Here is a 22,362-nt window from a genome sequence, read left to right on the forward strand (position 1 = left end):
GCTGGTGCCCTATTTTCAAGACGTCTACGACCACGTCCTGCGCGTGACGGAGTGGACGGAGTCCCTGCGCGAGCTGATCGCCACGATCCGCGAGACGCAGCTGAGCATCCAGGGCAACCGGCTGAACACGATCATGAAGAAGGTGACCAGCTGGGCGGCGATCATCGCGGTGCCGACCGCGATCACCGGCTTCTACGGCCAGAACCTCCCGTACCCGGGCTTCGGGACGGCTTCGGGCGTATGGGTCTCGACCCTGGCCATCCTGATCATCTCGGCGGCGCTGTTTGCGCTGTTCAAGCGCCGTGATTGGCTCTGACGGTTGCTTTCCCCGCGTACCGGCGCCAGAGCAGCTTGTCCGCCTCCACCACCGCGAACGCCACCCCCGCGGCACCGAGCACCCACAGCCAAGACGAGAGTCCCACCGGCGCCGTGTGGAACCAGGTGTTCATCACCGGCACGTACGTCAGCAGCACCTGCAACCCGGCCGTCAACCCCAAGCCCAGCAGGAACATCCGGCTGTGCCCTGGCCAAGCGCGCAGCACCGGCCGATCGAGCGACCGGCAACTCAGCAGGTAAGCCGCCTGCACGCCGACGAACACGTTGATCGCCGTCGTCCGCGCCTCCGCCGGGGAAGCGGACAGGCCGAGCTGCAGGCGATACGCGCCGAAGGCCGCGACGACGAGCAGAAGCGACACGAGCACCACCCGCCGCAGCAGGGACGCGGTGAACAACGGCCGCTCGGGTGGCCGCGGTGGGCGGCCCATGATTCCGTGCTCCGTCGGCTCGAACGCCATCGTCAACCCCAGGAACACCGCCGTCGTCATGTTGATCCAGAGGATCTGCACCGGGACGATCGGCAGCGTCGCGCCGAGCAGGATCGCCACCAGGACCACCATGCCCTCGCCGATGTTGGCCGGCAGCGTCCACGCGATGAACTTGCGCAGGTTGTCGAACACGCCGCGGCCCACCCGCACGGCCGCCTCGATCGAGGCGAAGTCGTCGTCGGTCAGCACCATGTCCGCCGCTTGGCGGGCCGCATCGGTGCCGCCCTTGCCCATCGCGACGCCGATGTCCGCGCGGCGCAGTGCCGGGGCGTCGTTCACCCCGTCGCCGGTCATCGCGACCACGTGCCCGCGCCGCTGCAACGCCCGGACCAGGTCGAGCTTCTGCCCCGGCGACACGCGCGCGAACACCTCTGTGCCCGCCACCGTCGCGTCGAACTCCGCGTCCGGCACCGCGGCCAGCTCGGCGCCGGTGAGGACCCGGCCGGGAGCCAGACCCACTTCGCCGGCGACGGCGCGGGCCGTCCCGGCGTGGTCGCCGGTGATCATCTTGACGTCGATGCCCGCGCTCCGGCAGGCCGCGACGGCGGTGACCGCCTCCGGCCGCGGCGGGTCCTGCATCGCCTGCACACCCAGCAAGACCGGCACCGGCGTGAGCCGGGCGAACGCGAGCACGCGCAAGCCCCGCGCGGTCAGCGTTTCCTGCATCCGGTCGAGGGCGTCCCGGTCGAGCGGACGCTCACCACCGCCGGGCAGCAGCTCCGTCTCGCAGCGGGCCGCGACCTCTTCGACGGCACCCTTGAGATAACTGATTCCATTATGGATGGTGGTCATGGTCCGGGTCTCGGACTCGAACGGCACGGTGTCCGTGCGCGGCGCGGCCGCCCGGATCGCGTCCGGGTCCAAGCCCGCCGCGATCGCCGAGCCGAGCAGCGCGGTCTCCGTCGGGTCGCCTTCCTCGAGTTCCGCGTCGTTGCAGAGCACGCCGGCGATCAGGCACTCCCGCAGCGACTTCCCCGCCTCGGCGAGGGGGACGAGTTCGCCCGCGGCCGCGAGGGTCGTCACCGTCATCCGGTTGCGGGTGAGCGTGCCGGTCTTGTCGGTGCAGATCACCGTCGTGCCGCCGAGGGTTTCCACCGCCGGCAGGTGTCGCACGATCGCGCCGCGCCGGGACATCCGGACGACGCCGATGGCCAGCACGATCGCGACCGCGGCCGGCAGCCCTTCGGGGATCGCGCCGACCGCGAGAGCGACCACCGCGGTGAACATCTCCGGTGCCGGCGTGCCCCGCACGACGCCGAGCCCGAAGGCCCCGGCCGAGACCGCGACGATCACCAAGCTCAGCTGCCGCGAGAAGCGCGCGAGCTTGCGGGTGAGCGGCGTCTCGACGACCTGGGCGGTGGCGACGAGGTGCTGGATGCCACCCAGCTGCGTCGCGCCGCCGGTCGCGATGACCAGCCCGCGGGCCTGTCCTCTGGTCACCAGCGTCCCGGAGTACGCCGAGCCGGTGCGGTCGGCGACCGCGGCCGACGGTGGTACCGCGCCGGTGGCCTTGACCACCGGCACCGACTCCCCGGTCAGCGCGGACTCGTCGACCTCCGCCAGGTGCACTTCGGCCAGCCGGACGTCGGCGGGCACCCGGTCGCCCGCGGCGAGTTCCACGACGTCGCCCGGCACCAGCCGCGCCGCGGGGACCCGCTGCGCGACCCCGTCCCGGACGACCGTCGCCGTCACCGGGACCATCCGGGACAGCGCCTCCAGCGCGCGTTGGGCTCGGGATTCCTGCACGAACCCGACGACGGCGTTGAGCACGACGACCCCGGCGATTACCCCGGCGTCGACGTGCCCGCCGAACACCCAGGTGATCAGCCCTGCCAGCAGCAGGACGTAGATGAGCGGGTTGTGGAACTGGGCGAGCAGGCGCCGGATCGGTCCCGGCCCGGCGGGCACGCGGACGACATTGTCGCCGAAGCGCGCCAGCCGCGCTTCGGCCTCCGCGCTGCTCAACCCCCGCGCCGGGTCGACGCCGAGCTGTTCGGCGACGGCGATACACGGCAGCGCGTGGAACTCCGCCGTGCCGGTCACTGCTCCCGCGTTCATCGCGCCGCCTCCAGGCTTTCGTCTTCGGTTCCCCGGGTCACCGCGGCCAGCCGGGCGGCGAACTCCGCCGGGGTGGCCGACTCCGCCCGCAGCGCACGCTGCCGGACCGCGCCACCGCCCCGGTCCGCGAGCGCGGCCCACCCCCGATGCACCACCTCGAAATCGCCGGCCTCCACCAAAGCGGGCCCGACGTGCGCCAGCAGGCGCGCGGCCCCCGCCCGGTCGACGCCGTGCCGGGCGGCGGCCCGCAGCGTCCCGGCCAAGGCCGTGTCGGACGGCTGCGGCACCACCTCGCCCCGCAACGCCGTGGCCACCAGCGCCCGCACCAGCCCGGCGAGCACGACGGCGTCGGCGACGTCGAGGCAGACATCGGCGACGCGTACCTCCACGGTCGGGTGCCGCGGCGACAGGCGGGCGTAGAAGTACACCCCCCGTGCATCCGGTGCGGCCCCGCTGCGGATCGCCTCGGAGACGGCCGCGTCATACTCGGCGACGTCCCGCCACGCGGCAGGGGGCCGAGCCGTCGGCCATCGGGACCAGAGCGGGTACCGCGTGCTCGCCCACCCGGAGTCGACGCCGTCGACGTACGGCGAGTTCGCGCTGAGGCCCAGCAGAACGCCCAGCCACGGCCGTAGCCCGGCGAGCGCACGCAAGCCCGTCGCGCGCGACGGAATGCCGACGTGGACGTGGCAGGCGCAGGTGCCCGCCCCCGCGACCAGGGCGGGAAAGCGGGCGGCCAGCCGTTCGTACCGCGCGTCGGCGGTCACCAGCGGTGCGGTGCCGAACGGCGCGACGGCGGTAGCCACGGCCAGGCATCCCGCGTCCGCCGCCGCCTCGCCCACCCGGCGGCGCAGCCGCGTCAGGTCCGCCCGGATCTCGGGGAGCGAGCCGCACACGCCCGTCACGGTTTCGATCTGGAAGCGGAGGAACTCCGGGACCACGCCGGGCTCGCCGTCCAGCGCCGCCAGGACGCGTGGAGCCGCCGGGACGGCCGCCCCGGTCCGCGTGTCCAGCAGCACGAACTCCTCCTCGACGCCGACCGTCGGGGCGTCCGCCACGGCTTCAGGTGGCGGCGCGGACCAGCGCCGCCCCGAGCGCCGCACCCCACGCCTCGGCTCGTTCCGGTTCGCCCGGCTCCGGGCCGGCGTCGATCGATTCCGTCCCGACGAAGAAGCTCTCCGCCGGCAGGACGAGCCGGCATCCGTGGCGGCGCAGCCGCTTGGCCGCCCCGAGCGACGCGGCCCCGGTGAACACGCGGGGCTTGTCGATGCGGGTGTCGAAGGCCGCGGCGCCCAGCCCGGCCGGCACCACGTCGAGCGAGTCCAGCCACTCCCGGATGCCCGTCGACGAGTGTGTCGGGTAGTCCACCTGGTCCGCGGCGGACTTCCGGGTCGCGCGCCGGCTCATGCCGTGCACGTGGGTGGGCCCGCCGACGACGAGCAGGGCGACGCCGGTGAGGTCCCTGGGCGCTTTGTCGACGTTGACCACTTCGACCGGGGCGGACACGGCCAGCCCCTTGCCGATCGCCTTGGCCACCTCTTCGGTGGCACCGAACATCGACTCGAAAACGACGAGGATCCGCATGTCCGCTCCTTTCAGTGGTTGAGCCGGACCGGCTTGCGCGTCAACGCTTCGATGTCGCCGGCCGCGCATTCGAGCAGGTTGTGGGCCAGGTCGCTCAGGGCGCGGGAGGCGGCCAGCTCGTCGCCGATCTCGGGCACGTCGGTGTCGGCGGGGTTGAGGCGCGCGACGCCGGTCCCGGAGACCTGGGTGTCGTCGGCCGTGTGCAGCCGGGCGGTGGCCCGGGTGCGGCCGTCGGCGTCTTCGTCGATGTGCACTTCGACGTGCCAGCGTTTCTCCTGCATGATTTCTCCTCAGGTTTCTTCGGCAACCATTTCGATGGCGCCACACGGACATTCGGCGACGCAGATCCCGCATCCCTTGCAGTAGTCGAGATCGATCGCGTACCGCTCCCCCGGCTCGAACTTGACGACCGCGTTGTCGGGGCAGACGCCGTAGCAGTTGTCGCATTCGAAGCAGTTGCCACAGGACAGGCAGCGGCGCGCTTCGAACAACGCCGTCGACTCGTCCAGTCCGCCCTTGATCTCGTCGAACGTCGACACGCGCCGGGACAGGTCCAGGTGCGGCCGGACGGTCCGGTCGGCATCGCTGTAGTACCAGGTGTTGAGGTTGTCGAAGGTCGCTTCGCGCCGGGCCGGTGCCTCCGGGGCGACGGCGCCCCGCAGCCAGGCGTCGATCTCCCGGGCGGCCTTCGCGCCGTGCCCCACCGCGACGGTCGCGGTCCGGCCCGACGGCACCATGTCCCCGCCCGCGAAGATTCCCGGGTGACCGGTCATCATCCCGGGTCCGACGCGCACGACGCCGTCCGCGCGCTCGACTTCCGGGAGCTCGTCCACCAGGGAGAGGTCGGTGTCCTGACCCAGTGCCAGCACGACGGTGTCGGCCGCGAGCCGTTCGAACTCCCCGGTCGGCTGTGGGAAGCCCGAGTCGTCGAGCCGCATCTTTTCGACGGTGATGCCTTCGCCGTCGACCTCGTTGATCGTCGACAGCCACCGCATCGCGACGCCTTCTTCGACCGCCTCGGCGATTTCGGACTCGTGCGCGGGCATCCGGTCCCGCGTGCGGCGGTAGACGACGACGGCGTCGGTGGCGCCGAGCCGCTTCGCGGTGCGCGCGGCGTCCATCGCGGTGTTGCCGCCGCCGTAGACGGCGACCCGGCGGCCGAGCAGCGGCTGCTCCCCGCTTTCCAGGTCGTGGAGCAGTGAAATCGCGTCGAGGACGTGCGCCGTGTCGCCCGCGGGGATGTAGGCCCGCTTGCCGACCTGGGCCCCGACGGCCAGGAAGACGGCGTCGAACCCGGCCTTCGCCGCCACGACATCGGTGACCCGGCTGTTCTGCTCGAAGGTCACGCCCATGCCCGCGATCCGGTGGATCTCCGCGTCGAGGACCTCGCGCGGGAGCCGGTAGCGCGGGATGCCGTAGCGCATCATCCCGCCGGGAACGGCTTCGGCGTCGCGGACGGTGACAGCGTGCCCGAGCCGGGCCAGGTGGTAGGCGGCGGACAGGCCCGCCGGGCCCGCGCCGACGATGAGCACCCGCTTGCCGCTCGGCTCGGCGACCGGGATCGTCCAGCCTTGCTTGATGCCTTCGTCGCCGAGAAAGCGTTCGACGGAGTTGATCCCGACGGCTTCGTCGAGCTGCCCACGGTTGCAGGCGCTCTCGCACGGCCGATAGCAGATCCGGCCGAGCACCGCCGGCAGCGGGTTGTCGGCCATGATCCCGCGCCACGCGTTCTCGTAGTCGCCGGATTCGGCGTGGTAGAGCCACTTCTGGATGTCCTGACCCGACGGGCAGGCCTGGTTGCACGGCGGCAGCAGGTCGACGTAGACCGGCCGCTCGGAACGCCAGGCACCGGTCTTGTTGGCCCGGCTCGAGCCGACGTCGAGGGTGATCGCGAACGGCTTCTCGTGTTCCATCAGGCCTCCTCGAGCAGGTCGAACCGGCGGATGGTGCGGTCGGCGAGCGCCTGGATCTTCTCGATGACGTCGGTGCGCGGCGGGTCGCCGAACAGGTGCGCGTACCGGGTCTGCCGCCGCAGGTAGTCCTCGACCGGCACCCGGTGCCGGATCTTCGAGGTCGCGACGATCTCCCCCGCTTCCGCTTCGAACACCGGGAAGATCCCGCTTTCCTTGGCCAGCCGGGCGATCCGGATGGTGTCGTGGGACGCGCTGCCCCAGCCGAGCGGGCACGGCACCAAGACATGCAGGTACCGCGCGCCGCGGAACTCCATCGCCCGTGTCACCTTGGCTTCCAGATCACGCAGGTCCGCGACCGTCGCGGTGGCCACGTACGGGATCTCGTGGGCCAGCGCGATCATCGGGACGTTCTTGCCCTGCCCGAACACCGCGCCCGGCTCCGCGCCGACCGCCGGGGTGGTGGCCGTGCGGGCGGCCGGCGGCGTCGCGCCGGAGCGCTGGACGCCGGTGTTCATGTACGCCTCGTTGTCGTAGCAGATGTACAGCACGTCGTCGTTCCGCTCGAACATCCCGGACAGGCACGCGAAGCCGATGTCGACGGTCCCGCCGTCGCCGCCCTGGCCGACCACGCGGACGTCCGTGCGGCCCTTGGCCTTCATCGCCGCGGCGACCCCGGTGGCCACCGCGGGCGCGTTGCCGAACAGCGAGTGCAGCCACGGGATCCGCCACGACGTCTCGGGGTACGGCGTCGAAAAGACTTCCAGGCAGCCGGTGGCGTTCACCGCGACCATCCGGTTGCCGGTCGCGCGCATGGCCGCGTCGAGGGTGTACCGCGCGCCCAGTGCCTCGCCGCACCCCTGGCAGGCCCGGTGGCCGCAGTCGATGGAGTTGATCCGCTGCCGGTCGGACTGCACGCTGCGCTGGTCCTCGCCCAGCAGCCGGCCGCCGACCGCGAAGCTGCCGGTCTGGTAGAACTTGATCGGCGTCGCCGCCATGTTCATCACCCGATCCGTGAGGCGACCGCACCGAGGTCGCGCAAGAGGTTTTCGGCCGTCGGCCCCGACCGGCGGGTCGCGGCGAGGCGGCCCAGCTCGCGGTCGATCAGCGTGCGGTCAAGGTCGAGGAAGGTCAACGGCGGCAACCGATCCGCCTCCCGCAGCAGCCGGCTCAGGGACTTCTTCGTGATCGCGCGGCCGCCCAGTCCCGCGATGACGGCGTGCACCTCGGCCGCTGGGACCGCGCTCACGACGTTCTGCGTGACGATGCCGCCCACACCGGGCTCGAAGGCCCGTTCCAGCACGACGACGCGCCGGGCGTGCCTGATGGCCGCGCGGACGGCCTCGGCCGGGAACGGTCGGAAGCACGTCAGCCCCAGCACGCCGACGCGCAGGCCGTCATCGCGCAGCTCGTCGACGGTGTCCTTGAGCGTGCCCAGCACCGAGCCGAGCGCGACGACGATCGTCTCGGCGTCCTCGGTGCGGTACGAGCGGGTCAGCCCGCCGGAGTTGCGGCCGAACGCCTCGGCGAAGCGATCCGCCACGTCCGGGACGACGTCGAGGGCTTCCATCAGCCGGGCGTGGCCGAGGTAGCGCACCTCGGTGAACGCCTCCGGCCCGACCATCGCGCCGATCGACGACGGCTCCGCGGGATCGAGGACCTGGCGTGGCTCGTACGGCGGCAGGAAGGCGTCGATCTCTTCCTGAGTGGGTGTGTCGACCGGTTCCCAGGCGTGGGTCAGCACGAAGCCGTCCATGCACACCATCACCGGCGTGGACAGCTCTTCGGCGATCCGGAACGCCTGGACGTGCAGATCCGCGGCCTCCTGATTCGTTTCGGCGTAGAGCTGGATCCAGCCGGCGTCGCGCAGGGCCATGCTGTCGCTCTGGTCGTTCCAGATGTTGATCGGCGCGCCGATCGCCCGGTTGGCCACCGTCATCACGACCGGCAGGCCGAGCCCGGACGCGTTGAACACCGCCTCGGTCATGTAGAGCAGACCCTGGCTGGCCGTCGCGGTGTAGGCCCGCGCCCCGGCCGCCGACGCGCCGATCGCCACGGACATCGCCGCGAACTCGGATTCGACGTTGACGAACTCGCAGGGCGCGAGCGCGCCGGACTTCACCAGTTCCGCCAGCCCCTCGACGATGTGGGTCTGCGGCGAGATCGGATAGGCGCAGACGACCTCCGGCCGGCACAGCGCGACCGCCTCGGCGACGGCCCGGGATCCCTCAATCTGCCTGAGCACCGGCCAGCTCCTCCCGTTCGGCCCTCACGAACTCGTAGGCCACCGTCGCCGCGGCGAGGTTGCCTTCGACCGCCCGGCCGTGGAACCGGCCGGAAATGGCCGACAGGACGCTCTTGAGGCCGACGATCCCGGTCAGGGCGGCGAACCCGCCGAGCAGCGCGGCGTTCGGCACCGGGCGGCCGAGGTGCTCGCGGGCGAGCTCGGTCGCCGGGACGACGAGCAGCCGCTCGGGCCGGAACCCGTCGGTGCACTCCGCCAGCCCCAGCTCGGCGAAGCCGCGGGCGGAGTTGATCAGCAGGTAGCCGTCGGGACCGAAGCCTTCGAAGACGTTCACCTGGTGCAGCAGCGTGGCGTCCTGGACGATCAGCACGTCCGGCGCGACGATCGGTTCCCGCGTGCGGATGACCGCGTCGGAGATCCGGCAGAACGAGACCACCGGCGCGCCGGTGCGTTCGGAGCCGAAGCTGGGGAACGCCTGCGCGTGCCGCCCTTCGGTGAACGCGGCCACCGACAGCAGCTCGGCCGCGGTCACCACGCCCTGACCACCGCGGCCGTGAATACGGACTTCGGTGGTACTCATGCGCTCGGGTACTTGGCGAGGATGTCCCGCAGCGCCGAGACGAACCGCAGGGACTCGTCGTGGTCGCGTTGCCAGACGTTCCGGCCGAAGATCAGCCCGGTCGCGCCGGCCTCCATGGACTCGCGGGCCTTCTCCAGCATGGCGTCGTCGCCGGCCTTGCTGCCGCCCGACACCAGCAGCAGCGTCCGACCGGCCGACCGGACGACCGCGTCGATCGCCTCCTGGCTGGTGATCTCCCGGGCGTAGGCGCCGGGCACGTTGTCGATCTTCGCCGGATGCGGGAAGTTGACCTTGACGACGTCGGCGCCGAGTTCGCACGCGGTCCGGGCGGCGTAGTCGACGGCGTAGAACGAGTCGCGGCCACCCTTGGCTTCGATGGCCGAGCCGCGCGGGTAGGCCCAGACGATGAGCGGCATACCGAGCCGGTGGGCCTCGGCGCGGACCTGCCGCAGCTGCGCGAAGTCCTGCTCCTGCGCCGGAGTCCCGACGTAAAGGGTGTAGCCGACCGCATCGGCACCGAGCCGCACCGCGTCCTCGACGCTACCGTGCAGCGGGGACAGCGCATCGGCGTCGGACGGGATCTCGGTCTTGCCGTTGAGCTTCAGCACCAGCGGCAGTTCGCCCGCGTAGTCCCAGTAGAACTTCTCCGCCAGACCGATCTGGATCGCGATGCCGTTGAAGCCGCCCTCGAGCGCGAGCTTGAGGATGTACTTGGGGTCGCTCGCGGCCGGGTTGGCGAAGAAGTCGCGCGGGCCGTGCTCCAGGCCCTGATCGTAGGGCAGGAAGAACGCGGTGCCGTTGCGGAGACCGTGCTCGTGCAGGATGCGGTGCAGCCGGGTCTTCTTGCCGGTGTTCAGCCCGAGCTCGGCCAGCGGGGGACGGTGCGCCATGACGGCCTCCGGGATCGCTGAATTCGTGGTGGACCCAGCCAAACGCGGTGCGCCCTTCACCACCGCTGGCGAACGCCACTGGCAACGGGGTCCTCGGTCACCCGTGCCGGGGACCATCGGCTCTGCGATTCCCGGGCGGCCAGCAGTGAGACTCCGCCGCATGAAGGTCGACGAACTGCTCGCGAAGGCGAAGGACGGGCTGGAGACCAAGCTGGTCTACGGCGAACCGTACGAAGTCGACGGGGTCACGGTGATCGTGGCATCGACTGTCGGCACCGGCGGAGGTGGCGGCGACAGCCGCGACGAGAAAGGCCGTTCCGGGGAAGGCGCCGGGTTCGGCCTGTCGGCCAAACCGGTCGGGGCGTACGTCATCAAGGACGGCAAGCTCCGCTGGGAGCCGGCGGTCGACGTCAACCGCCTCGTGGCGACGCTGGGCGCGATCGCCGTCGCGGCGATCTTCGCCGCGACACGGCTCGCCAAGCTCAAGTACGGCGCCGAGACCGATGAGCGCCGCTGATCTGCGTCCGCTGGGCCCGGCCCGCTGCCGCGCGTTGCTCGCCTCCGGCCCCTCGGCCGCCTGGGCTTCGTCCACGGCGGACGGCCGGCAATCCGGCCGGTCAACTTCACCGTGGCGAGCGACGCGATCTGGCTGCGGTCAGGCTGCAACTCCTGGGCCGACCGGCTCGACGGGCAGCCGGTCACGTTCGAGGCCGACGCCTACGACCTCGGCGGCCACACCGGCTGGAGCGTGATCGTCACCGGACAGCTGCCCTCATCACGGACGTCGAAACCGTGGCCGCCCAGCTCGGCGCCGACCTGCGCTCGTGGGCTCCCCACCGCGCGACCGGCTGCTGCGGATCGGCGTCGACCGGATCGAAGGCCGCCACCTCGCGCTCCGGCCGGAGGCGGATACCTGAACGCGAACCCTAGCTTTACCGACCGCTAACCCTCTGCTGGCCCACCAGAAACCCCACCAGGACGGGAAGCCCGCACGCGGGCATCATGGCGGCCATGCCGCACCGCGTCCTGCTCGCCGACGACGACCGCGCCATCCGCGAGTCCCTCGTCCGGGCCCTCGACCTGGAGGGGTACCACGTCACCGAGGTGACCGACGGCGTCAGCGCGCTCGCCACGGCCCGGCGGGACGAGTTCGACGTGATCGTGCTCGACGTGATGATGCCCGGCGTCGACGGCCTCGGCGTCTGCCGCGTGTTGCGCGCCGAAGGCGACCAGACGCCGATCCTGATGCTGACCGCGCGGGTCGAAACCCCCGATCGGGTGGCCGGGCTGGACGCCGGGGCCGACGACTACCTGCCCAAGCCCTTCGAGCTCGACGAGCTCCTCGCCCGGCTGCGCGCCCTGTTGCGGCGGACCTCGGCGGAGCCGGACGCCCGGCGCACGCTCCGGCTGGGTGAGCTCGCGGTCGACCCGGCCGCCCGGCGGGTGTGGTGGCAGGGCACCGAGATCACCCTCTCCAAGACCGAGTTCGACCTGCTCGAACTGCTCGTGCGCAACGCCGGGATCGTGCTCGACCGCACCACCATCTACCAGCGCATCTGGGGCTACGAATTCGGCGCGGACTCCAAGAACCTCGCCGTCTACATCGGATACCTCCGGCGCAAGCTCGACCAGGCCGGCGCGGCGGACCTGATCCACACCGTCCGCGGCGTCGGCTACTCGGTGCGGCCGGCATGAACCTGCGCAGCAAGCTCGCGATCGCCTTCGCCGGCGTCGGCGCGGCCGCGGCGATCCTCGTCGGCGTGTTCAGCTACCAAGCCGCCTCCCAGCGGATCGACGCCGAGCTTGACCGGTCGCTGCTCACGACGTCGGCGGAGGTCGCGGCCGGCGCGACGCAGGTGCTGGCTCCGAGCCCGGTGACCCGCGGCCCCGATGACGACGACCACGACGAGGCCCAGCCCATGGTCGCCCAGGCGATCGCCCCGGACGGCGGCGTCCGCGCGATCGGCGGCCGCCCCGTCCGCCTCGACGTCGGCGACGACGACCGCGCGCTGGCCGCGACCGGCGCGCTCGGCGACCACCGCTACTGGAACTTCACCGCCGGCCACGACGACTACCGCGTGATCACCGTGGCGCTCGGGCCTGGCCGCGGCGCCGTGCAGCTCGGCATCGACGTCGACGAGTCCCGGCACGTGCTGGCGGAACTGGCCGCGCGCATCACCGGCGTCAGCGCGCTCGTGCTCGCCGGGGCCGCCCTGGCCGGCTGGCTGCTGGCCCGCCAGATCACCCGGCGGCTGGTCCGGCTCACCGACGTCACCGAGCAGGTCAGCGACGGCCTCCTCGACGACGTCACCGTGCCCACCGGCGGCCGCGACGAGGTCGGCCGCCTCGCGACCTCGTTCGACCGGATGCTCGGCCGCCTCGCCGACGCCCGCGCCGACCAGGAACGCCTCGTCCAGGACGTCGCCCACGAACTGCGGACCCCGCTGACCAGCCTGCGCACCAACGCCAGCGTCCTGCGCCGGTTCGCCGAGCTCACCCCAGAGTCCCGCGCCCGCCTGCTCGACGACGTCGACGGGGAAACCCGCGAGCTGACCCACCTCGTCGACGAGCTGGTCGAACTCGCCACCCGCCGTTACGAAGCCGAAGAGCCTGCGCCGCTCGAGCTGGGCGACGTGGCCCAGCGCGCCGCTGAGCGCGTCCGGCGCCGGTCGGGCCGCACCATCAGCGTCACCGCCGACATCTCAGCGGTGAACGGCCAGACGAAAGCGCTCGAACGCGCCGTCTCGAACCTCCTGGAAAACGCCGTCAAGTTCGCGCCCGACGAGCCGGTCGAAGTCGTCGTCCGCGACGGCCGGGTCCAGGTGCTCGACCGCGGACCGGGCATCGCCGACGACGACGCGGCCCGCGTGTTCGACCGCTTCCACCGCGCTGACGGCGCCCGCGGCCTGCCCGGCTCCGGCCTCGGCCTGGCCATCGTGCGGGACATCGCCCTCGCCCACGGCGGCCGGGTGTTCGCCGAACCCCGCCCCGGCGGTGGGGCCGTGGTCGGGTTCACCGTCGGAGCCGATCTTCTCTTACCGAACTCTCACCCCGGTCACGTCGACGGCTAACCGGCCCCGGGCAGGGTGGATCGCAGAAGCGATCACCCGAGGAGCCCGATGTCCACCACTCTCGCCGCCCGCCGCGTGGCGCGACCCGCGGTGCGCGCGTGGTGGCGGGACGCCGCGGGCCTGACGGCCTGGCTGAGCGTCCTGTTCGTGGTCGCGCTCTGGGTCTCCGGCCGCGGCCTGCAGGACCTGAGCACGGACTTCTTCAACTCCACCGGGCGGCTGACCGGGCTGCTGTCGGCGGACCTCCTGCTGCTGCAGGTGCTGCCGATGGCGCGGATCCCGTGGGTGGAACGCAGCTACGGCCAGGACGAGCTGGCCCGCCGGCACCGGCTCGTCGGGTTCACCTCGATCACCCTGCTCACCGCGCACCTCGTGCTGATCACCCTCGGCTACGCGGCGACCGACCGCTCCGGCGTCCTGGCCGAAGCGTGGGCGCTGGTGACGACCTACCCGGGCATGCTCCTGGCGACCGCCGGCACGGCCACGCTCGCCATGGTCGCCGTGACGTCGGTACGGGCCGCCCGGCGGCGGCTGCGCTACGAGTCCTGGCACCTGCTGCACCTCTACGCCTACCTCGGTGTCGGGCTCGCCCTGCCGCACCAGCTGTGGACCGGCGCCGACTTCACCGCCTCGCCGGTCGCCACCGCGTTCTGGTGGACCGCCTACGCGTCGGCGGCCGGCGCCGTGCTCGCGTTCCGCGTCGGCCTGCCGGTGTGGCTCAACGTCCGCCACCGCCTGGTCGTCGAGCAGGTCGTGCCCGAAGGCCGCGGCGTCGTGTCGGTGTACCTGCGCGGCCGCGACCTCGACCGGCTTCCGGTGGCGGCGGGCCAGTTCTTCGTCTGGCGGTTCGTCTCCGGGCCGGGCTGGACGCGGGGCAAGCCGTTCTCGCTGTCGGCCGCCCCGGACGGGCACCGGCTGCGGATCACGGCGAAGGACCTCGGCGAGGGCAGCCGCCGGCTCGCCACCCTGCGCCCCGGCACCCCCGCGCTGTTCGAAGGCCCGTACGGCCGCCTGACCGCGACTGTCCGAAAAGGACGGAAACTCGCGCTGTTCGCCTCCGGCATCGGGATCACGCCCTTGCGCGCGCTCCTGGACGAATTCCCCTACCGGCCTGGGGAAGCCGTGCTCTTCCAGCGCGCCGGCACGGCGGCGGACCTGCTGTTCCGCCGGGAACTCGAAGACCTCGCCGCCCGCCGCGGGATCCGGATCCACTACCTGCTCGGCCGGCGCTCGCGCGACCGCGCGTCGTGGCTGCCTGCCGGGTACGCGCCGGTACCCGACGAGCAGGTGCTGCGCCACCTCGTGCCCGGCATCGCCGAGCACGACGTCTACGTCTGCGGCCCCGACGCCTGGTCCCACGCGGTGGTCGAGACCGCCCGCCGCGCCGGCGTCCCCGCCGGCCGCGTCCACTCCGAACGGTTCGACTGGTAGGAAAGGAGCTCCGATGCGCAGGATCGCCATCGCCCTCGCGGCGACGGTCTCGGTCGTCGTGCTGCTGTTCAGCTACCGCACCAGCACGGACGCGACCCCAGTCGCCGCCGGCCGCCCGCTTGGACGCACCCAGCCGTCCCACCCCGCGGCACCGCCACCGGCTTCCGGCACAGCGGCGCCCCCGGCTTCCGGCACGGCGGGCGCCGGAACCTTCACCGGCGACGCCGCCGACACCCGTTACGGGCCGGTCCAAGTCCGGATCACGGTCGCGGGCGGCAAGATCACCGACGCCCAGGCCATCGAGTACCCGCAGGAAAGCGGCCGTGACGTCCGGATCAACTCCGAGGCCGTACCGGAGCTGAACCAGGAGACGTTGCAGACTCAGACCGCGCAGATCGACACCGTCAGTGGCGCCACCTACACCTCCGAGGGCTACCAGCAATCCCTGCAGTCGGCGATCGACCAGGCCCACCGGTGACCACCGCGCACCGGCGCTCCTGGACGCGGCCCGTAATGGGGACCCAGGCCAGCCTCCACCTGCGCGGTCCTCGCATCGACTCCGACCCCACAGTCGAACCCGCAGTGGCGAGGGTGTTCGGGCACCTGCGGACCGCCGACGAGCTGTTCAGCACCTACCGGCCCGGCAGCCAGGTCAGTGCGGTCCGTCGTGGTGAGCTGCCGCGCGAGCAGTGGCATTCGTGGCTCACCGAAGTTGTGGCGCTGTGCGAAGCCGCGAAGGATTGTACGGACGGCTACTTCGACGCCTGGCTCCCCGGTGGCTTCGACCCGTCCGGTCTGGTCAAGGGCTGGGCAGCCGAAAAGGCCGCCGCCCACCTCGCCCGCATCCCCGGGTTCGACCACTACCTCAACGTCGGCGGCGACATCACCGGCCGGGTCGGCGTCACCAGTTCTCCGCCGTGGCGGGTCGCCGTCGAAGACCCAGTCGACAAGGCCGCGTTCCTCGCGATCCTCGACTTGCGCACCGGCGGCGTAGCGACGTCCGGCTCGGCCGCCCGCGGCGCGCACATCGTCGACCCGCACACCGGTGCCCGCCCGAGCGAGCTGCTCGCCGTGACGGTCATCGGCCCGACCCTGCTGTGGGCCGACGTCTTCGCCACGGCCGCCCTCGCCCGCGGCGGCGAAGACGTCGCGGAGTGGGTCTCGACACGCGCGCCGGGTTATCGCATCGCCTCCCTCGCGCGCGCTCCTTGAGCACTCCGCGCCCCCGGCCCATCCATCCTCCACAAAGGACACCATGACCACCCTCAACGGCCTTCCCGCCCACGTGCTGCTCGTGCACGCGATCGTCGTCCTCCTCCCCCTTGCCGCACTGCTCCTCGTGATCAGCGCGGTGTGGCCCGCCGCACGACGCAAGCTCGCCGGACCGAACGCGATCCTGTCCGTCCTCGTCGTGGTCCTGGTCCCGATCACGACCGACGCCGGCGAATGGCTCGAGCGCCGCGTCGCCTCGACCCCGCTGGTGCGCACCCACACTGAACTCGGCGACACCGCGCTCTGGGTCGCGCTCCCGGTGGCCGTGCTCGCGCTCCTCGTCTGGTGGCGTCAACGGGAAGGTTCGCGAATCCAAGGAGACGGGACGAGCCGCAGGACGTTCCTCGCGCCGGCCTCGACAGCGGTCACCGTCGTGCTCTCGGCGCTGGCGATCGTGGCCGCGGGCGCAGCCGTCTACGACATCTACCGCATCGGCGACTCCGGCGCACAGGCCAGCTGGCAAGGCCAGTTCGGCGCCACCCCGGCACCGCGCGGCGCCGGGCACTAGCTCACATGCTGCGTGCCGGGGCGCCGCCCGGCCCGTGCTCCGGTCCCACCCGGGAACGTTCGTGAGCACAAGTGCCCGGCCGGACGGGAGGAAGGGCACACGCGGCCCGGGCTTCCGCCTCTACCCCTGGTCCCCCACCAGGCGGAACCCTCGTGAGTGCCGGCAGATCGTCCGGCATCTCCCAGGAGAGGGGGCCGGCATGAGCTCCGCCCACCAGGATCGGAACCCCGGACCCGCCCGATCGGGCGGATTCCCCAGCGGGTTGCGGGTGCGCGCACACGGCGGCCGGTTCACCGGCGGGACCGGCATCGTGGTCGACCGCGCACCAGACCTGCGTCCCGGCTCGGTCTGGGTCGAGTTCAGGCCCGGCCACGCGAGACTCGTGCCCGGTTACCGGCTAGACGTCGCCGAACCGGACGACTGAGCGGGTGTGCCGTGCTCGCCGAACCTACTCCGGAAGAGCGGATCCGCGCCGTCCGAGTGGTGCAGCGCTACGCACACGGCAGCCGCGACGAGGCCGAGCTGAAGGCGATGCTCGGCCTGGATCAGGCTGACCCGGCGCCGTCGAGACGACGGCCGCACGGCGCGTTGTCGGCCGCCGAACTGCACGAGATGCTCGCGCCGTTCGCCGCCGAGTGTGCTCGCCGGCCGGACAGTGCGCGGTGACCTCCGGCCCGCACTGCATCCAGAGGCCAATGGCCATCCGAGCTTCCAGGTCCTTCGCCGGCTCGCGGCGGCGGATCGACTCGCCAGATCTATGCGGCCTGATCACGATGCCGCCCGCTGGGCAGGTCTCGTTCGCGGCGTTCTGCGAGCGGATGGGGCTCGCCCGTCATGGCAGCCAGAGCAGCGGCGACTTCGTGGAGATCGGCCCGGACGTAGGTGATCGTGGTGCCGGCGTCGCTCTTGCCGGTATGTCCCGCGTACTCCCGCGCGACCCCGTAGCCGAAGTTCCGCTCGACCCAGGTCAGGGTCGTGTGCCGCAGCCAGTGCGTGGTGACTCCCTGTCTTGCGACCCACGGCAGGTGCTTGCCCAAGCGGGTCCACAAGTAGTCGTAGCGCCGAGCGGTGATCGGCTGGCCACTGCGATACCTCAAGAGCTGGTCACTCGAGGTCGCGCCACGCTCTTCAGCGTGCAAGAGGAGATGACGCATCAGGGTGGGAGTCACCGGCTGCCACCGCACCGTCTCACCCTTCTCGTGCAACCGAACGAGACACTGCTCGGCGTCCAGGTCGTCGGGACACAGGGCGAGTGCCCCACCCCGGCGGCACGCTGTCTCGGTGTGCAGCCGCAGGATGAGCAAGTCGAGTTCCGGATCGTTTCCGGTCGCCGCGGCGACGTCGTTGATCTCAGCGAGTCGCTCGTTCGGTAATGCCCGTCGGGTGCTGGCCAGCCGTCGAGGCTTGGGAACGCGTGTCGCCGGGTTGTCCGACTCGCCGATCAGCTGATCGGCGACAGCATGCCGGTACATGCACCGTAGGGCGGCGATCAAATGCTCAGCCGCGCTTCGCCCGCCGCGTGAGTTCTTCCGGATGATAACGCGAGCCTTGACCTCCTCGGCAAGCTGCCGGATCTCCAGCGGTGTCGGCTCGTCGATCCGCCGATCACCCCAAACCTCGACGACGCGTTCCCAGTACGAGCCGTAGGCCCGACGGGTACCTGCTGGGACGGCATGGGCAACCTGCGAAAGGTAGTCGCGGACGGTCGGCAAAGGACCGCTGCGGCGGCCGACCGCAAGCAGTTGCTCGGGGGTGACACCCAGGCTCGCGAGGACGAGCCGAGCAGCTTCGACGTCGGCGCTCATCCTGAGATCCGGCTCTCGTCCCGCAGCACTTCGTGGTACACGTGCAACATCGCATCGAGGGCAGAATCGGTGTACACCGCCAGCACATCGTGCGTGGGAAAGGCGGTGACGAGGACGCGGCCGCCGGGCTCAAGCCGACACAGGTGCCGGACCCGTGCGGGGAGCCGAACATGCCCCTGGCCGGTGATGATATCCGCGCCGTCGCAGCGCCGGATGATGATCAGCTCACCTTTGACCGTATCGATGGAGACTCGCGACAGCGGCGGCCACCCGAGAACGCGCAACGGTGATCGATCGGCCAGACGCCCGCGGCCGTCGACGGTCGTCACGGCGCAGTACGCCGTGGTCCGGGGTGCGCGGTCGATGAGTGCGGCAACCGGCAACCTCGGCGACGGTCCGGCCGTCAGTGCCTCGGACGGATCGCCGGTCTTGGGTTCGACGCCGCGTCTGCTCGGCGGTGTTCGAACGACGTCAGCGAGCTGCTCCAGCACGGCGAACGACCTGGTGCGTCGCAGTTGCGTGGTCATGCTGATCGCCTCCAGCCGAGGTTCTCGAGGCCGTGGACGGATGGCCGGAGGGCCTCCGCGGCGGCCAGTTCGGCGTCGTGGGCGAGCTGGAAGACGAGCACTTCGAGGTGGGCGACAACCGCATTCGGGATGCCGGTGACGTTGGCTCGGGCCGCGGCGCGGCGTTCAGCGAGCGAGGCGCGCGTGACGAGACGGCTGCCGCGCAACTCGGCCGTCAGAGCGATGCACCGCTCGACCGGCACCAGACCGGCCGACGCGCCGGCCGCGATGAGCGGCGTAATAAGGTCGAGCAGGGAACCGTCGACGCGTCGGCGAGGGTGCGCGACAACGGCGACGTATCCGCCGGAACGCAGCAGTGGTTCACAGTGCAGCAGCGTCACGGCGAGCTCGGAAGTGGCAGCTTCGACGGTCTGCGTGGTCGTGAGATCCGGCATCGTGCGCAGGCTCGTCAAGACGAGTGCGACACGTCCGAGGAGCCCAGCAGCCCGAACGGTCGCGAGTACCTTCGGGCGAGCATCGAGGACCGAGCCATCTGGCCAGGCGCCCGCGGCTTTGGCGGCAGTGACGTTGGCACGAGCTAGCTTCCACCAGCGGCCGGCAGGAGCCAGCCCAAGTGCGTGCCGTCCGGCGCGCAGCGCTTCCGCGAGCACGGTCCCGGCGCCGCAGTCGGGGTCGAGTACAAGGTCGCCGGGACTTGTGTACGCGGCGATCGCGTGGGCGGCGACTGCCGGCGGAATACGCTCGGCGTCGGTCTCGGTGCCCGGCACGCAACCGGCGTCGCGAAGCTGCGCAAGCGGGTCACGTTGGCCGGTCGGCCAGACCGACAGCTGCATCATCCGCGGCCTCGCCCCGGGCGGCGTGGGGCGCTCATTCATCGGAGGTCTCCCCCCTCGGCGATCGCGGACATCGGCTCGGGCTGGCGGGTGAACACCAGGAGGTCGTCGTGTACGGCGAGATGGCGAGCAGGTGCCGCCGAGGTCGGTTCGACCACGGTCGATACGGCGAGCGTGCCATCGCGCACGGGGATGCGCAGCAAGGCGATGCGATCGTGGTAACGCAGTCCCACGCGGTGCGCGGCGCGCAAGAGCGCACCGGCGGGATCCGTCAGCCGGCCTGACTCGCGGTGGCCATGTGTAATCACTGCGAGGGTGCCGGTGGAGGTGAGCAGATCGGCCCAGTCCGCCGGACGGAACCAGTCCAGAGCGCGTGGTTCGACCGCGGCGATGACCAAGTCGTAGCGGTCCGGACCGGGGGGCGACGAAGTCGGCTCCGGTCGGGCGCCGCGGTGCACCGGCAGCCCCGCGAGCTCGTCGGTGGCCGCACTGAGGGTGAACGCTTCGGGGTCGGCTTCGGACTCGTTCAACACGTCGCCGAACTGTCCGTCGACCGGCCCGGGGCCCGCGACAGCGGTCTGCGTCTGCACGCCTCGGCCGAGCCGGACCACGGTCCACCCTGCCTCGTGCAACCCGGCATATGGTCCGGGCAGAAGCCCGGCGGAGACGCCTCGAGTCGGCCGCGAGGTCGACGGTGCCAAGTAATGCGCGGGTTCAAGGAGGAGCACCCGTTGGCCGGGCCGGGTGTAGGTCGTGACGAGCTTGATGATCGCGGTGAGCAGCCAGCCGGCGAGCAGTCCGGTGCCTGCGAGGAGGTCGTCTTGAGCGCACGGCCAGACGGTGCTCGGCCGTGGCGGGCGACGGTGGCCCAGGTTGGCCCGGCGCTTGGTCCGCCGCCGCGGAAGCGGGATCGGAATGGTCGGCGGGTCGGCCGCGCCGTGCTTGTTCGAGCTAAATTCATCGTCGTGTGACGGGGTCATCGCGGGTTCTCCTCCAAGCGGTGCCGCCAAGTGTTCTGACACCCCTCAACTCCGCATTTCGATCCCGTTTTGGACATGCGCAAGCGCGCTTCTTTTCGCATGTGAACGCATGTCGATTGATGCCGCTGGACGCCGCCCAACGAGCTACTAGCGCCGTACTATCGGGCGACTATAACGCCACGTCAGACGCGTAACGCGACGCCGTGAATCCTTCAACTCCAAGCGAGGTGTCGATCTCGTCGTTCGCGCTGGTCAGGACTGGACAGTAGGCCTCTAGTAGCTGACGAAAAACTTGTCAAAGACCCTTAGCAGCGAACTGGTATTTCCGTGGTACGAGGCCTGGCTTCATGACGTCGTTCTTGTTCACATCGACGCCGTGGGAGTCACGACATGGCCACACGAACCGCCTTTCGCCGCCGTCGCAGCGAGGCGGCACCGAACTCCTTGGATATCGCCCGCGACACGTTCACCTTGCTGGTGACAGGCCCGCATCCGCTCTCGCTGAACTGCCGCTTGTTCGCCGGTCTCCCGGACGAGCAGATTCCGTTGGACGAGGTCCGCGACCGGCTGCTGGCGCGCCGGTGCCCGCAGACGACGCGGGATGCGGTCTGGGCGCACCTGGTGCTGCGCTCCCGGACCGAAGGGGCGACCTGGACCGTCGCCGCGGTCGGCGTCGCCCTGCCCGCGCTGACCTCCGTCGCGGCCGTTCTGTCCGCTCGGTTCGCCGGCGATCCGGCCGACGTTCACGCCGAGGTCTTGCGCGGCTTCCTCGCGGCATTGCCGACGATCGATCTGCGCCCACCACGGATCATGCTGCGACTGCGATGGGCCGCATACCGGTCCGGCTACGACACGCTCACCGAGGCTCTGGCAAGCCCGACTCCGGTCGCGCCGAGCTTCCGATCCACACCCCCGCACGCGCCGTCGGGGCACCCGGATCTCGTCCTCGCCCGTGCCGTCGCCGACGGAATCCTGACCCCGACCGAAGCCACATTGATCGGCGCAACCCGACTGGAAGAGCTCACAGTCGCGGACTGGGCTGCGCAACACCAGACCGGCGAATGGGCGGTCTACAAGGCACGCAAACGCGCCGAGCTCCGACTCGCCGCGTACCTGCGCGACGGGGCTGCCGAGTCTGACACGACCGACCCGCTGACCGACCAGGTCGCCACCTCATTGGCACTAGCACGCCCCGCCACACCTGCCCACCGCCAACGGCAGTCGTCACCCTCCGTGTCAGGCCAAGACACCGAAACGAATCCGAGCCGCATGTCCAAAGGACACCCGAAAACCGGAGTTCAGAGCTGCGGGACACACCCGCGCCCAGTTCCTCCGGAGGTGTACCGATGCGCTTGATCGATCGCTGCTTGACCACCGCGAGCGGGTTGAGGCACGCCCGCGCCGGCAGCAATCCGGCGCCGCCGACGCTGGGCGAGAACGTCGACAGCACGCGCCCGAAAGCTCCGATGACACTCTTGCCTCGAGGGCAGCTCGCGCTGCTCGTAGAACTGCTGACGCTTCTGGTGCTCGCATCGGCCCCGGTGGCGCAGGCCGACACGATGGTCGTCGCGCTGGCCGGCTCGGTGACCGACGTCCTGAACAACGTCCGCAACTGGATCATGGGCATCCTCGCCGGCTTGGCCACCGTGTTCCTGACCATCGGCGGCGTCCGCTACCTGATGGGCAGCGGCGACCCCGGCGAGATCGAGAAGGCGAAGACGGCCTTCAAGTCCGCGGGATGGGGCTACGGCCTCGCCGCGCTCGCGCCGCTGGTCGTGGAGATCCTCAAAGGGATCGTGGGGGCCTGACCGATGGCCGTCAGCACCCCGCCCACAGTTCGCCCG

Annotated in this window: 24 protein-coding genes and 2 pseudogenes; 13 read left to right on the forward strand and 13 right to left on the reverse strand. The window is 71.3% G+C overall.

Annotation, left to right across the window (positions count from 1 at the left end):
* Window position 1 precedes the first annotated feature (1 nt).
* A pseudogene (locus ABFJ78_RS37320) lies at window positions 2-316 on the forward strand (CorA family divalent cation transporter); the annotation flags it as partial.
* On the opposite strand, the gene ABFJ78_RS37325 reads toward ABFJ78_RS37320, so the two are convergent.
* The 9 genes from ABFJ78_RS37325 to ABFJ78_RS37365 are packed head-to-tail and all read right to left on the reverse strand — an operon-like array spanning window position 294 to window position 10,091.
* Entirely contained in the window at window positions 294-2,882 is a 2,589-nt protein-coding gene (locus tag ABFJ78_RS37325) for a cation-translocating P-type ATPase (protein ID WP_436392149.1), read from the reverse strand. The pseudogene ABFJ78_RS37320 and the gene ABFJ78_RS37325 overlap by 23 nt on opposite strands.
* Complete coding sequence (locus ABFJ78_RS37330; protein ID WP_436392150.1) at window positions 2,879-3,940, reverse strand: carboxylate-amine ligase; 1,062 nt, start codon at window positions 3,938-3,940, stop codon at window positions 2,879-2,881. Before ABFJ78_RS37330 ends, ABFJ78_RS37325 begins: the two co-directional genes overlap by 4 nt.
* A gap of 4 nt (window positions 3,941-3,944) precedes the next feature.
* On the reverse strand, window positions 3,945-4,466 hold the full coding sequence (locus ABFJ78_RS37335; RefSeq protein ID WP_436392151.1) for a flavodoxin family protein: 522 nt from the start codon (window positions 4,464-4,466) through the stop codon (window positions 3,945-3,947).
* Between the two features lie 11 nt (window positions 4,467-4,477).
* Complete coding sequence (locus tag ABFJ78_RS37340; RefSeq protein WP_436392152.1) at window positions 4,478-4,747, reverse strand: DUF1876 domain-containing protein; 270 nt, start codon at window positions 4,745-4,747, stop codon at window positions 4,478-4,480.
* A gap of 9 nt (window positions 4,748-4,756) precedes the next feature.
* Entirely contained in the window at window positions 4,757-6,379 is a 1,623-nt protein-coding gene (locus tag ABFJ78_RS37345; protein ID WP_436392153.1) for an NAD(P)-binding protein, read from the reverse strand.
* Window positions 6,379-7,374, reverse strand: coding sequence for a thiamine pyrophosphate-dependent enzyme (locus tag ABFJ78_RS37350; RefSeq protein ID WP_436392154.1), 996 nt, complete (start codon window positions 7,372-7,374; stop codon window positions 6,379-6,381). Before ABFJ78_RS37350 ends, ABFJ78_RS37345 begins: the two co-directional genes overlap by 1 nt.
* A 5-nt stretch (window positions 7,375-7,379) precedes the next feature.
* Entirely contained in the window at window positions 7,380-8,621 is a 1,242-nt protein-coding gene (locus ABFJ78_RS37355; RefSeq protein WP_436392155.1) for a transketolase C-terminal domain-containing protein, read from the reverse strand.
* A complete protein-coding gene (locus ABFJ78_RS37360) occupies window positions 8,605-9,201 on the reverse strand; it encodes a 2-oxoacid:acceptor oxidoreductase family protein (protein WP_436392156.1) in 597 nt (198 codons plus the stop codon). The genes ABFJ78_RS37355 and ABFJ78_RS37360 overlap by 17 nt, the downstream gene beginning before the upstream one ends.
* Entirely contained in the window at window positions 9,198-10,091 is an 894-nt protein-coding gene (locus ABFJ78_RS37365; RefSeq protein ID WP_436392157.1) for a class I fructose-bisphosphate aldolase, read from the reverse strand. Before ABFJ78_RS37365 ends, ABFJ78_RS37360 begins: the two co-directional genes overlap by 4 nt.
* A 160-nt stretch (window positions 10,092-10,251) precedes the next feature.
* On the opposite strand from ABFJ78_RS37365, the gene ABFJ78_RS37370 reads away from it, so the two are divergent.
* From ABFJ78_RS37370 to ABFJ78_RS37415, 10 genes and pseudogenes are all read left to right on the forward strand, one after another.
* Window positions 10,252-10,608: a spore germination protein GerW family protein gene (locus ABFJ78_RS37370; protein WP_436392158.1), complete on the forward strand. Its 357-nt coding sequence runs from the start codon at window positions 10,252-10,254 to the stop codon at window positions 10,606-10,608.
* A gap of 90 nt (window positions 10,609-10,698) precedes the next feature.
* A pseudogene (locus tag ABFJ78_RS37375) lies at window positions 10,699-10,800 on the forward strand (pyridoxamine 5'-phosphate oxidase family protein); the annotation flags it as partial.
* A gap of 293 nt (window positions 10,801-11,093) precedes the next feature.
* On the forward strand, window positions 11,094-11,786 hold the full coding sequence (locus ABFJ78_RS37380; protein ID WP_436392159.1) for a response regulator transcription factor: 693 nt from the start codon (window positions 11,094-11,096) through the stop codon (window positions 11,784-11,786).
* Window positions 11,783-13,162: a HAMP domain-containing sensor histidine kinase gene (locus tag ABFJ78_RS37385; RefSeq protein WP_436392160.1), complete on the forward strand. Its 1,380-nt coding sequence runs from the start codon at window positions 11,783-11,785 to the stop codon at window positions 13,160-13,162. Before ABFJ78_RS37380 ends, ABFJ78_RS37385 begins: the two co-directional genes overlap by 4 nt.
* A gap of 48 nt (window positions 13,163-13,210) precedes the next feature.
* Entirely contained in the window at window positions 13,211-14,593 is a 1,383-nt protein-coding gene (locus ABFJ78_RS37390) for a ferredoxin reductase family protein (protein ID WP_436392161.1), read from the forward strand.
* Between the two features lie 13 nt (window positions 14,594-14,606).
* Complete coding sequence (locus ABFJ78_RS37395) at window positions 14,607-15,071, forward strand: FMN-binding protein (RefSeq protein ID WP_436392162.1); 465 nt, start codon at window positions 14,607-14,609, stop codon at window positions 15,069-15,071.
* A gap of 104 nt (window positions 15,072-15,175) precedes the next feature.
* Window positions 15,176-15,805, forward strand: coding sequence for an FAD:protein FMN transferase (locus ABFJ78_RS37400; protein WP_436392163.1), 630 nt, complete (start codon window positions 15,176-15,178; stop codon window positions 15,803-15,805).
* A gap of 43 nt (window positions 15,806-15,848) precedes the next feature.
* Window positions 15,849-16,373 carry a DUF2231 domain-containing protein gene (locus tag ABFJ78_RS37405; RefSeq protein WP_436392164.1) on the forward strand — a complete coding sequence of 175 codons (525 nt, stop codon included), beginning with the start codon at window positions 15,849-15,851 and terminating at the stop codon, window positions 16,371-16,373.
* A gap of 199 nt (window positions 16,374-16,572) precedes the next feature.
* A complete protein-coding gene (locus tag ABFJ78_RS37410; RefSeq protein WP_436392165.1) occupies window positions 16,573-16,797 on the forward strand; it encodes a hypothetical protein in 225 nt (74 codons plus the stop codon).
* A gap of 11 nt (window positions 16,798-16,808) precedes the next feature.
* Complete coding sequence (locus ABFJ78_RS37415; RefSeq protein ID WP_436392166.1) at window positions 16,809-17,039, forward strand: hypothetical protein; 231 nt, start codon at window positions 16,809-16,811, stop codon at window positions 17,037-17,039.
* An 89-nt stretch (window positions 17,040-17,128) separates the two neighbouring features.
* Here the strand turns inward: ABFJ78_RS37415 and ABFJ78_RS37420 are convergent, their stop codons facing one another.
* Genes ABFJ78_RS37420 through ABFJ78_RS37435 form a run of 4 tightly spaced genes read right to left on the reverse strand, consistent with a single transcriptional unit; the run spans window position 17,129 to window position 20,518 of the window.
* Window positions 17,129-18,178, reverse strand: a complete 1,050-nt coding sequence (locus ABFJ78_RS37420) for a tyrosine-type recombinase/integrase (RefSeq protein ID WP_436392167.1) — start codon at window positions 18,176-18,178, stop codon at window positions 17,129-17,131.
* Complete coding sequence (locus ABFJ78_RS37425) at window positions 18,175-18,705, reverse strand: hypothetical protein (RefSeq protein ID WP_436392168.1); 531 nt, start codon at window positions 18,703-18,705, stop codon at window positions 18,175-18,177. The genes ABFJ78_RS37420 and ABFJ78_RS37425 overlap by 4 nt, the downstream gene beginning before the upstream one ends.
* The gene (locus ABFJ78_RS37430; RefSeq protein WP_436392169.1) at window positions 18,702-19,541 is read right to left on the reverse strand and encodes a DNA methyltransferase; all 840 of its coding nucleotides are present in this window, start codon (window positions 19,539-19,541) and stop codon (window positions 18,702-18,704) included. The genes ABFJ78_RS37425 and ABFJ78_RS37430 overlap by 4 nt, the downstream gene beginning before the upstream one ends.
* 35 nt (window positions 19,542-19,576) lie before the next feature.
* On the reverse strand, window positions 19,577-20,518 hold the full coding sequence (locus tag ABFJ78_RS37435; protein WP_436392170.1) for a hypothetical protein: 942 nt from the start codon (window positions 20,516-20,518) through the stop codon (window positions 19,577-19,579).
* Between the two features lie 390 nt (window positions 20,519-20,908).
* Between ABFJ78_RS37435 and ABFJ78_RS37440 the strand changes: the two genes are divergently transcribed.
* Entirely contained in the window at window positions 20,909-21,874 is a 966-nt protein-coding gene (locus ABFJ78_RS37440; protein ID WP_436392171.1) for a hypothetical protein, read from the forward strand.
* 203 nt (window positions 21,875-22,077) lie between these two features.
* Entirely contained in the window at window positions 22,078-22,326 is a 249-nt protein-coding gene (locus ABFJ78_RS37445; protein WP_436392328.1) for a pilin, read from the forward strand.
* The last annotated feature ends 36 nt before the right edge of the window (window positions 22,327-22,362 follow it).

The organism is Amycolatopsis sp. MEPSY49 (assembly GCF_051337345.1).
GTDB lineage: Bacteria > Actinomycetota > Actinomycetes > Mycobacteriales > Pseudonocardiaceae > Amycolatopsis.

Bases quoted from the DNA above. Each gene is read 5' to 3' on its own strand.
- ABFJ78_RS37360 (WP_436392156.1), bottom strand. From the start codon at position 9,201: ATGAGTACCACCGAAGTCCGTATTCACGGCCGCGGTGGTCAGGGCGTG.
- ABFJ78_RS37420 (WP_436392167.1), bottom strand. From the start codon at position 18,178: ATGAGCGCCGACGTCGAAGCTGCTCGGCTCGTCCTCGCGAGCCTGGGT.
- ABFJ78_RS37425 (WP_436392168.1), bottom strand. From the start codon at position 18,705: ATGACCACGCAACTGCGACGCACCAGGTCGTTCGCCGTGCTGGAGCAG.
- ABFJ78_RS37435 (WP_436392170.1), bottom strand. From the start codon at position 20,518: ATGACCCCGTCACACGACGATGAATTTAGCTCGAACAAGCACGGCGCG.
- ABFJ78_RS37370 (WP_436392158.1), top strand. From the start codon at position 10,252: ATGAAGGTCGACGAACTGCTCGCGAAGGCGAAGGACGGGCTGGAGACC.
- ABFJ78_RS37390 (WP_436392161.1), top strand. From the start codon at position 13,211: ATGTCCACCACTCTCGCCGCCCGCCGCGTGGCGCGACCCGCGGTGCGC.
- ABFJ78_RS37445 (WP_436392328.1), top strand. From the start codon at position 22,078: ATGGTCGTCGCGCTGGCCGGCTCGGTGACCGACGTCCTGAACAACGTC.
- ABFJ78_RS37345 (WP_436392153.1), bottom strand. From the start codon at position 6,379: ATGGAACACGAGAAGCCGTTCGCGATCACCCTCGACGTCGGCTCGAGC.
- ABFJ78_RS37410 (WP_436392165.1), top strand. From the start codon at position 16,573: ATGAGCTCCGCCCACCAGGATCGGAACCCCGGACCCGCCCGATCGGGC.
- ABFJ78_RS37395 (WP_436392162.1), top strand. From the start codon at position 14,607: ATGCGCAGGATCGCCATCGCCCTCGCGGCGACGGTCTCGGTCGTCGTG.
- ABFJ78_RS37365 (WP_436392157.1), bottom strand. From the start codon at position 10,091: ATGGCGCACCGTCCCCCGCTGGCCGAGCTCGGGCTGAACACCGGCAAG.
- ABFJ78_RS37430 (WP_436392169.1), bottom strand. From the start codon at position 19,541: ATGATGCAGCTGTCGGTCTGGCCGACCGGCCAACGTGACCCGCTTGCG.
- ABFJ78_RS37340 (WP_436392152.1), bottom strand. From the start codon at position 4,747: ATGCAGGAGAAACGCTGGCACGTCGAAGTGCACATCGACGAAGACGCC.
- ABFJ78_RS37335 (WP_436392151.1), bottom strand. From the start codon at position 4,466: ATGCGGATCCTCGTCGTTTTCGAGTCGATGTTCGGTGCCACCGAAGAG.
- ABFJ78_RS37350 (WP_436392154.1), bottom strand. From the start codon at position 7,374: ATGGCGGCGACGCCGATCAAGTTCTACCAGACCGGCAGCTTCGCGGTC.
- ABFJ78_RS37380 (WP_436392159.1), top strand. From the start codon at position 11,094: ATGGCGGCCATGCCGCACCGCGTCCTGCTCGCCGACGACGACCGCGCC.
- ABFJ78_RS37325 (WP_436392149.1), bottom strand. From the start codon at position 2,882: ATGAACGCGGGAGCAGTGACCGGCACGGCGGAGTTCCACGCGCTGCCG.
- ABFJ78_RS37385 (WP_436392160.1), top strand. From the start codon at position 11,783: ATGAACCTGCGCAGCAAGCTCGCGATCGCCTTCGCCGGCGTCGGCGCG.
- ABFJ78_RS37440 (WP_436392171.1), top strand. From the start codon at position 20,909: ATGGCCACACGAACCGCCTTTCGCCGCCGTCGCAGCGAGGCGGCACCG.
- ABFJ78_RS37405 (WP_436392164.1), top strand. From the start codon at position 15,849: ATGACCACCCTCAACGGCCTTCCCGCCCACGTGCTGCTCGTGCACGCG.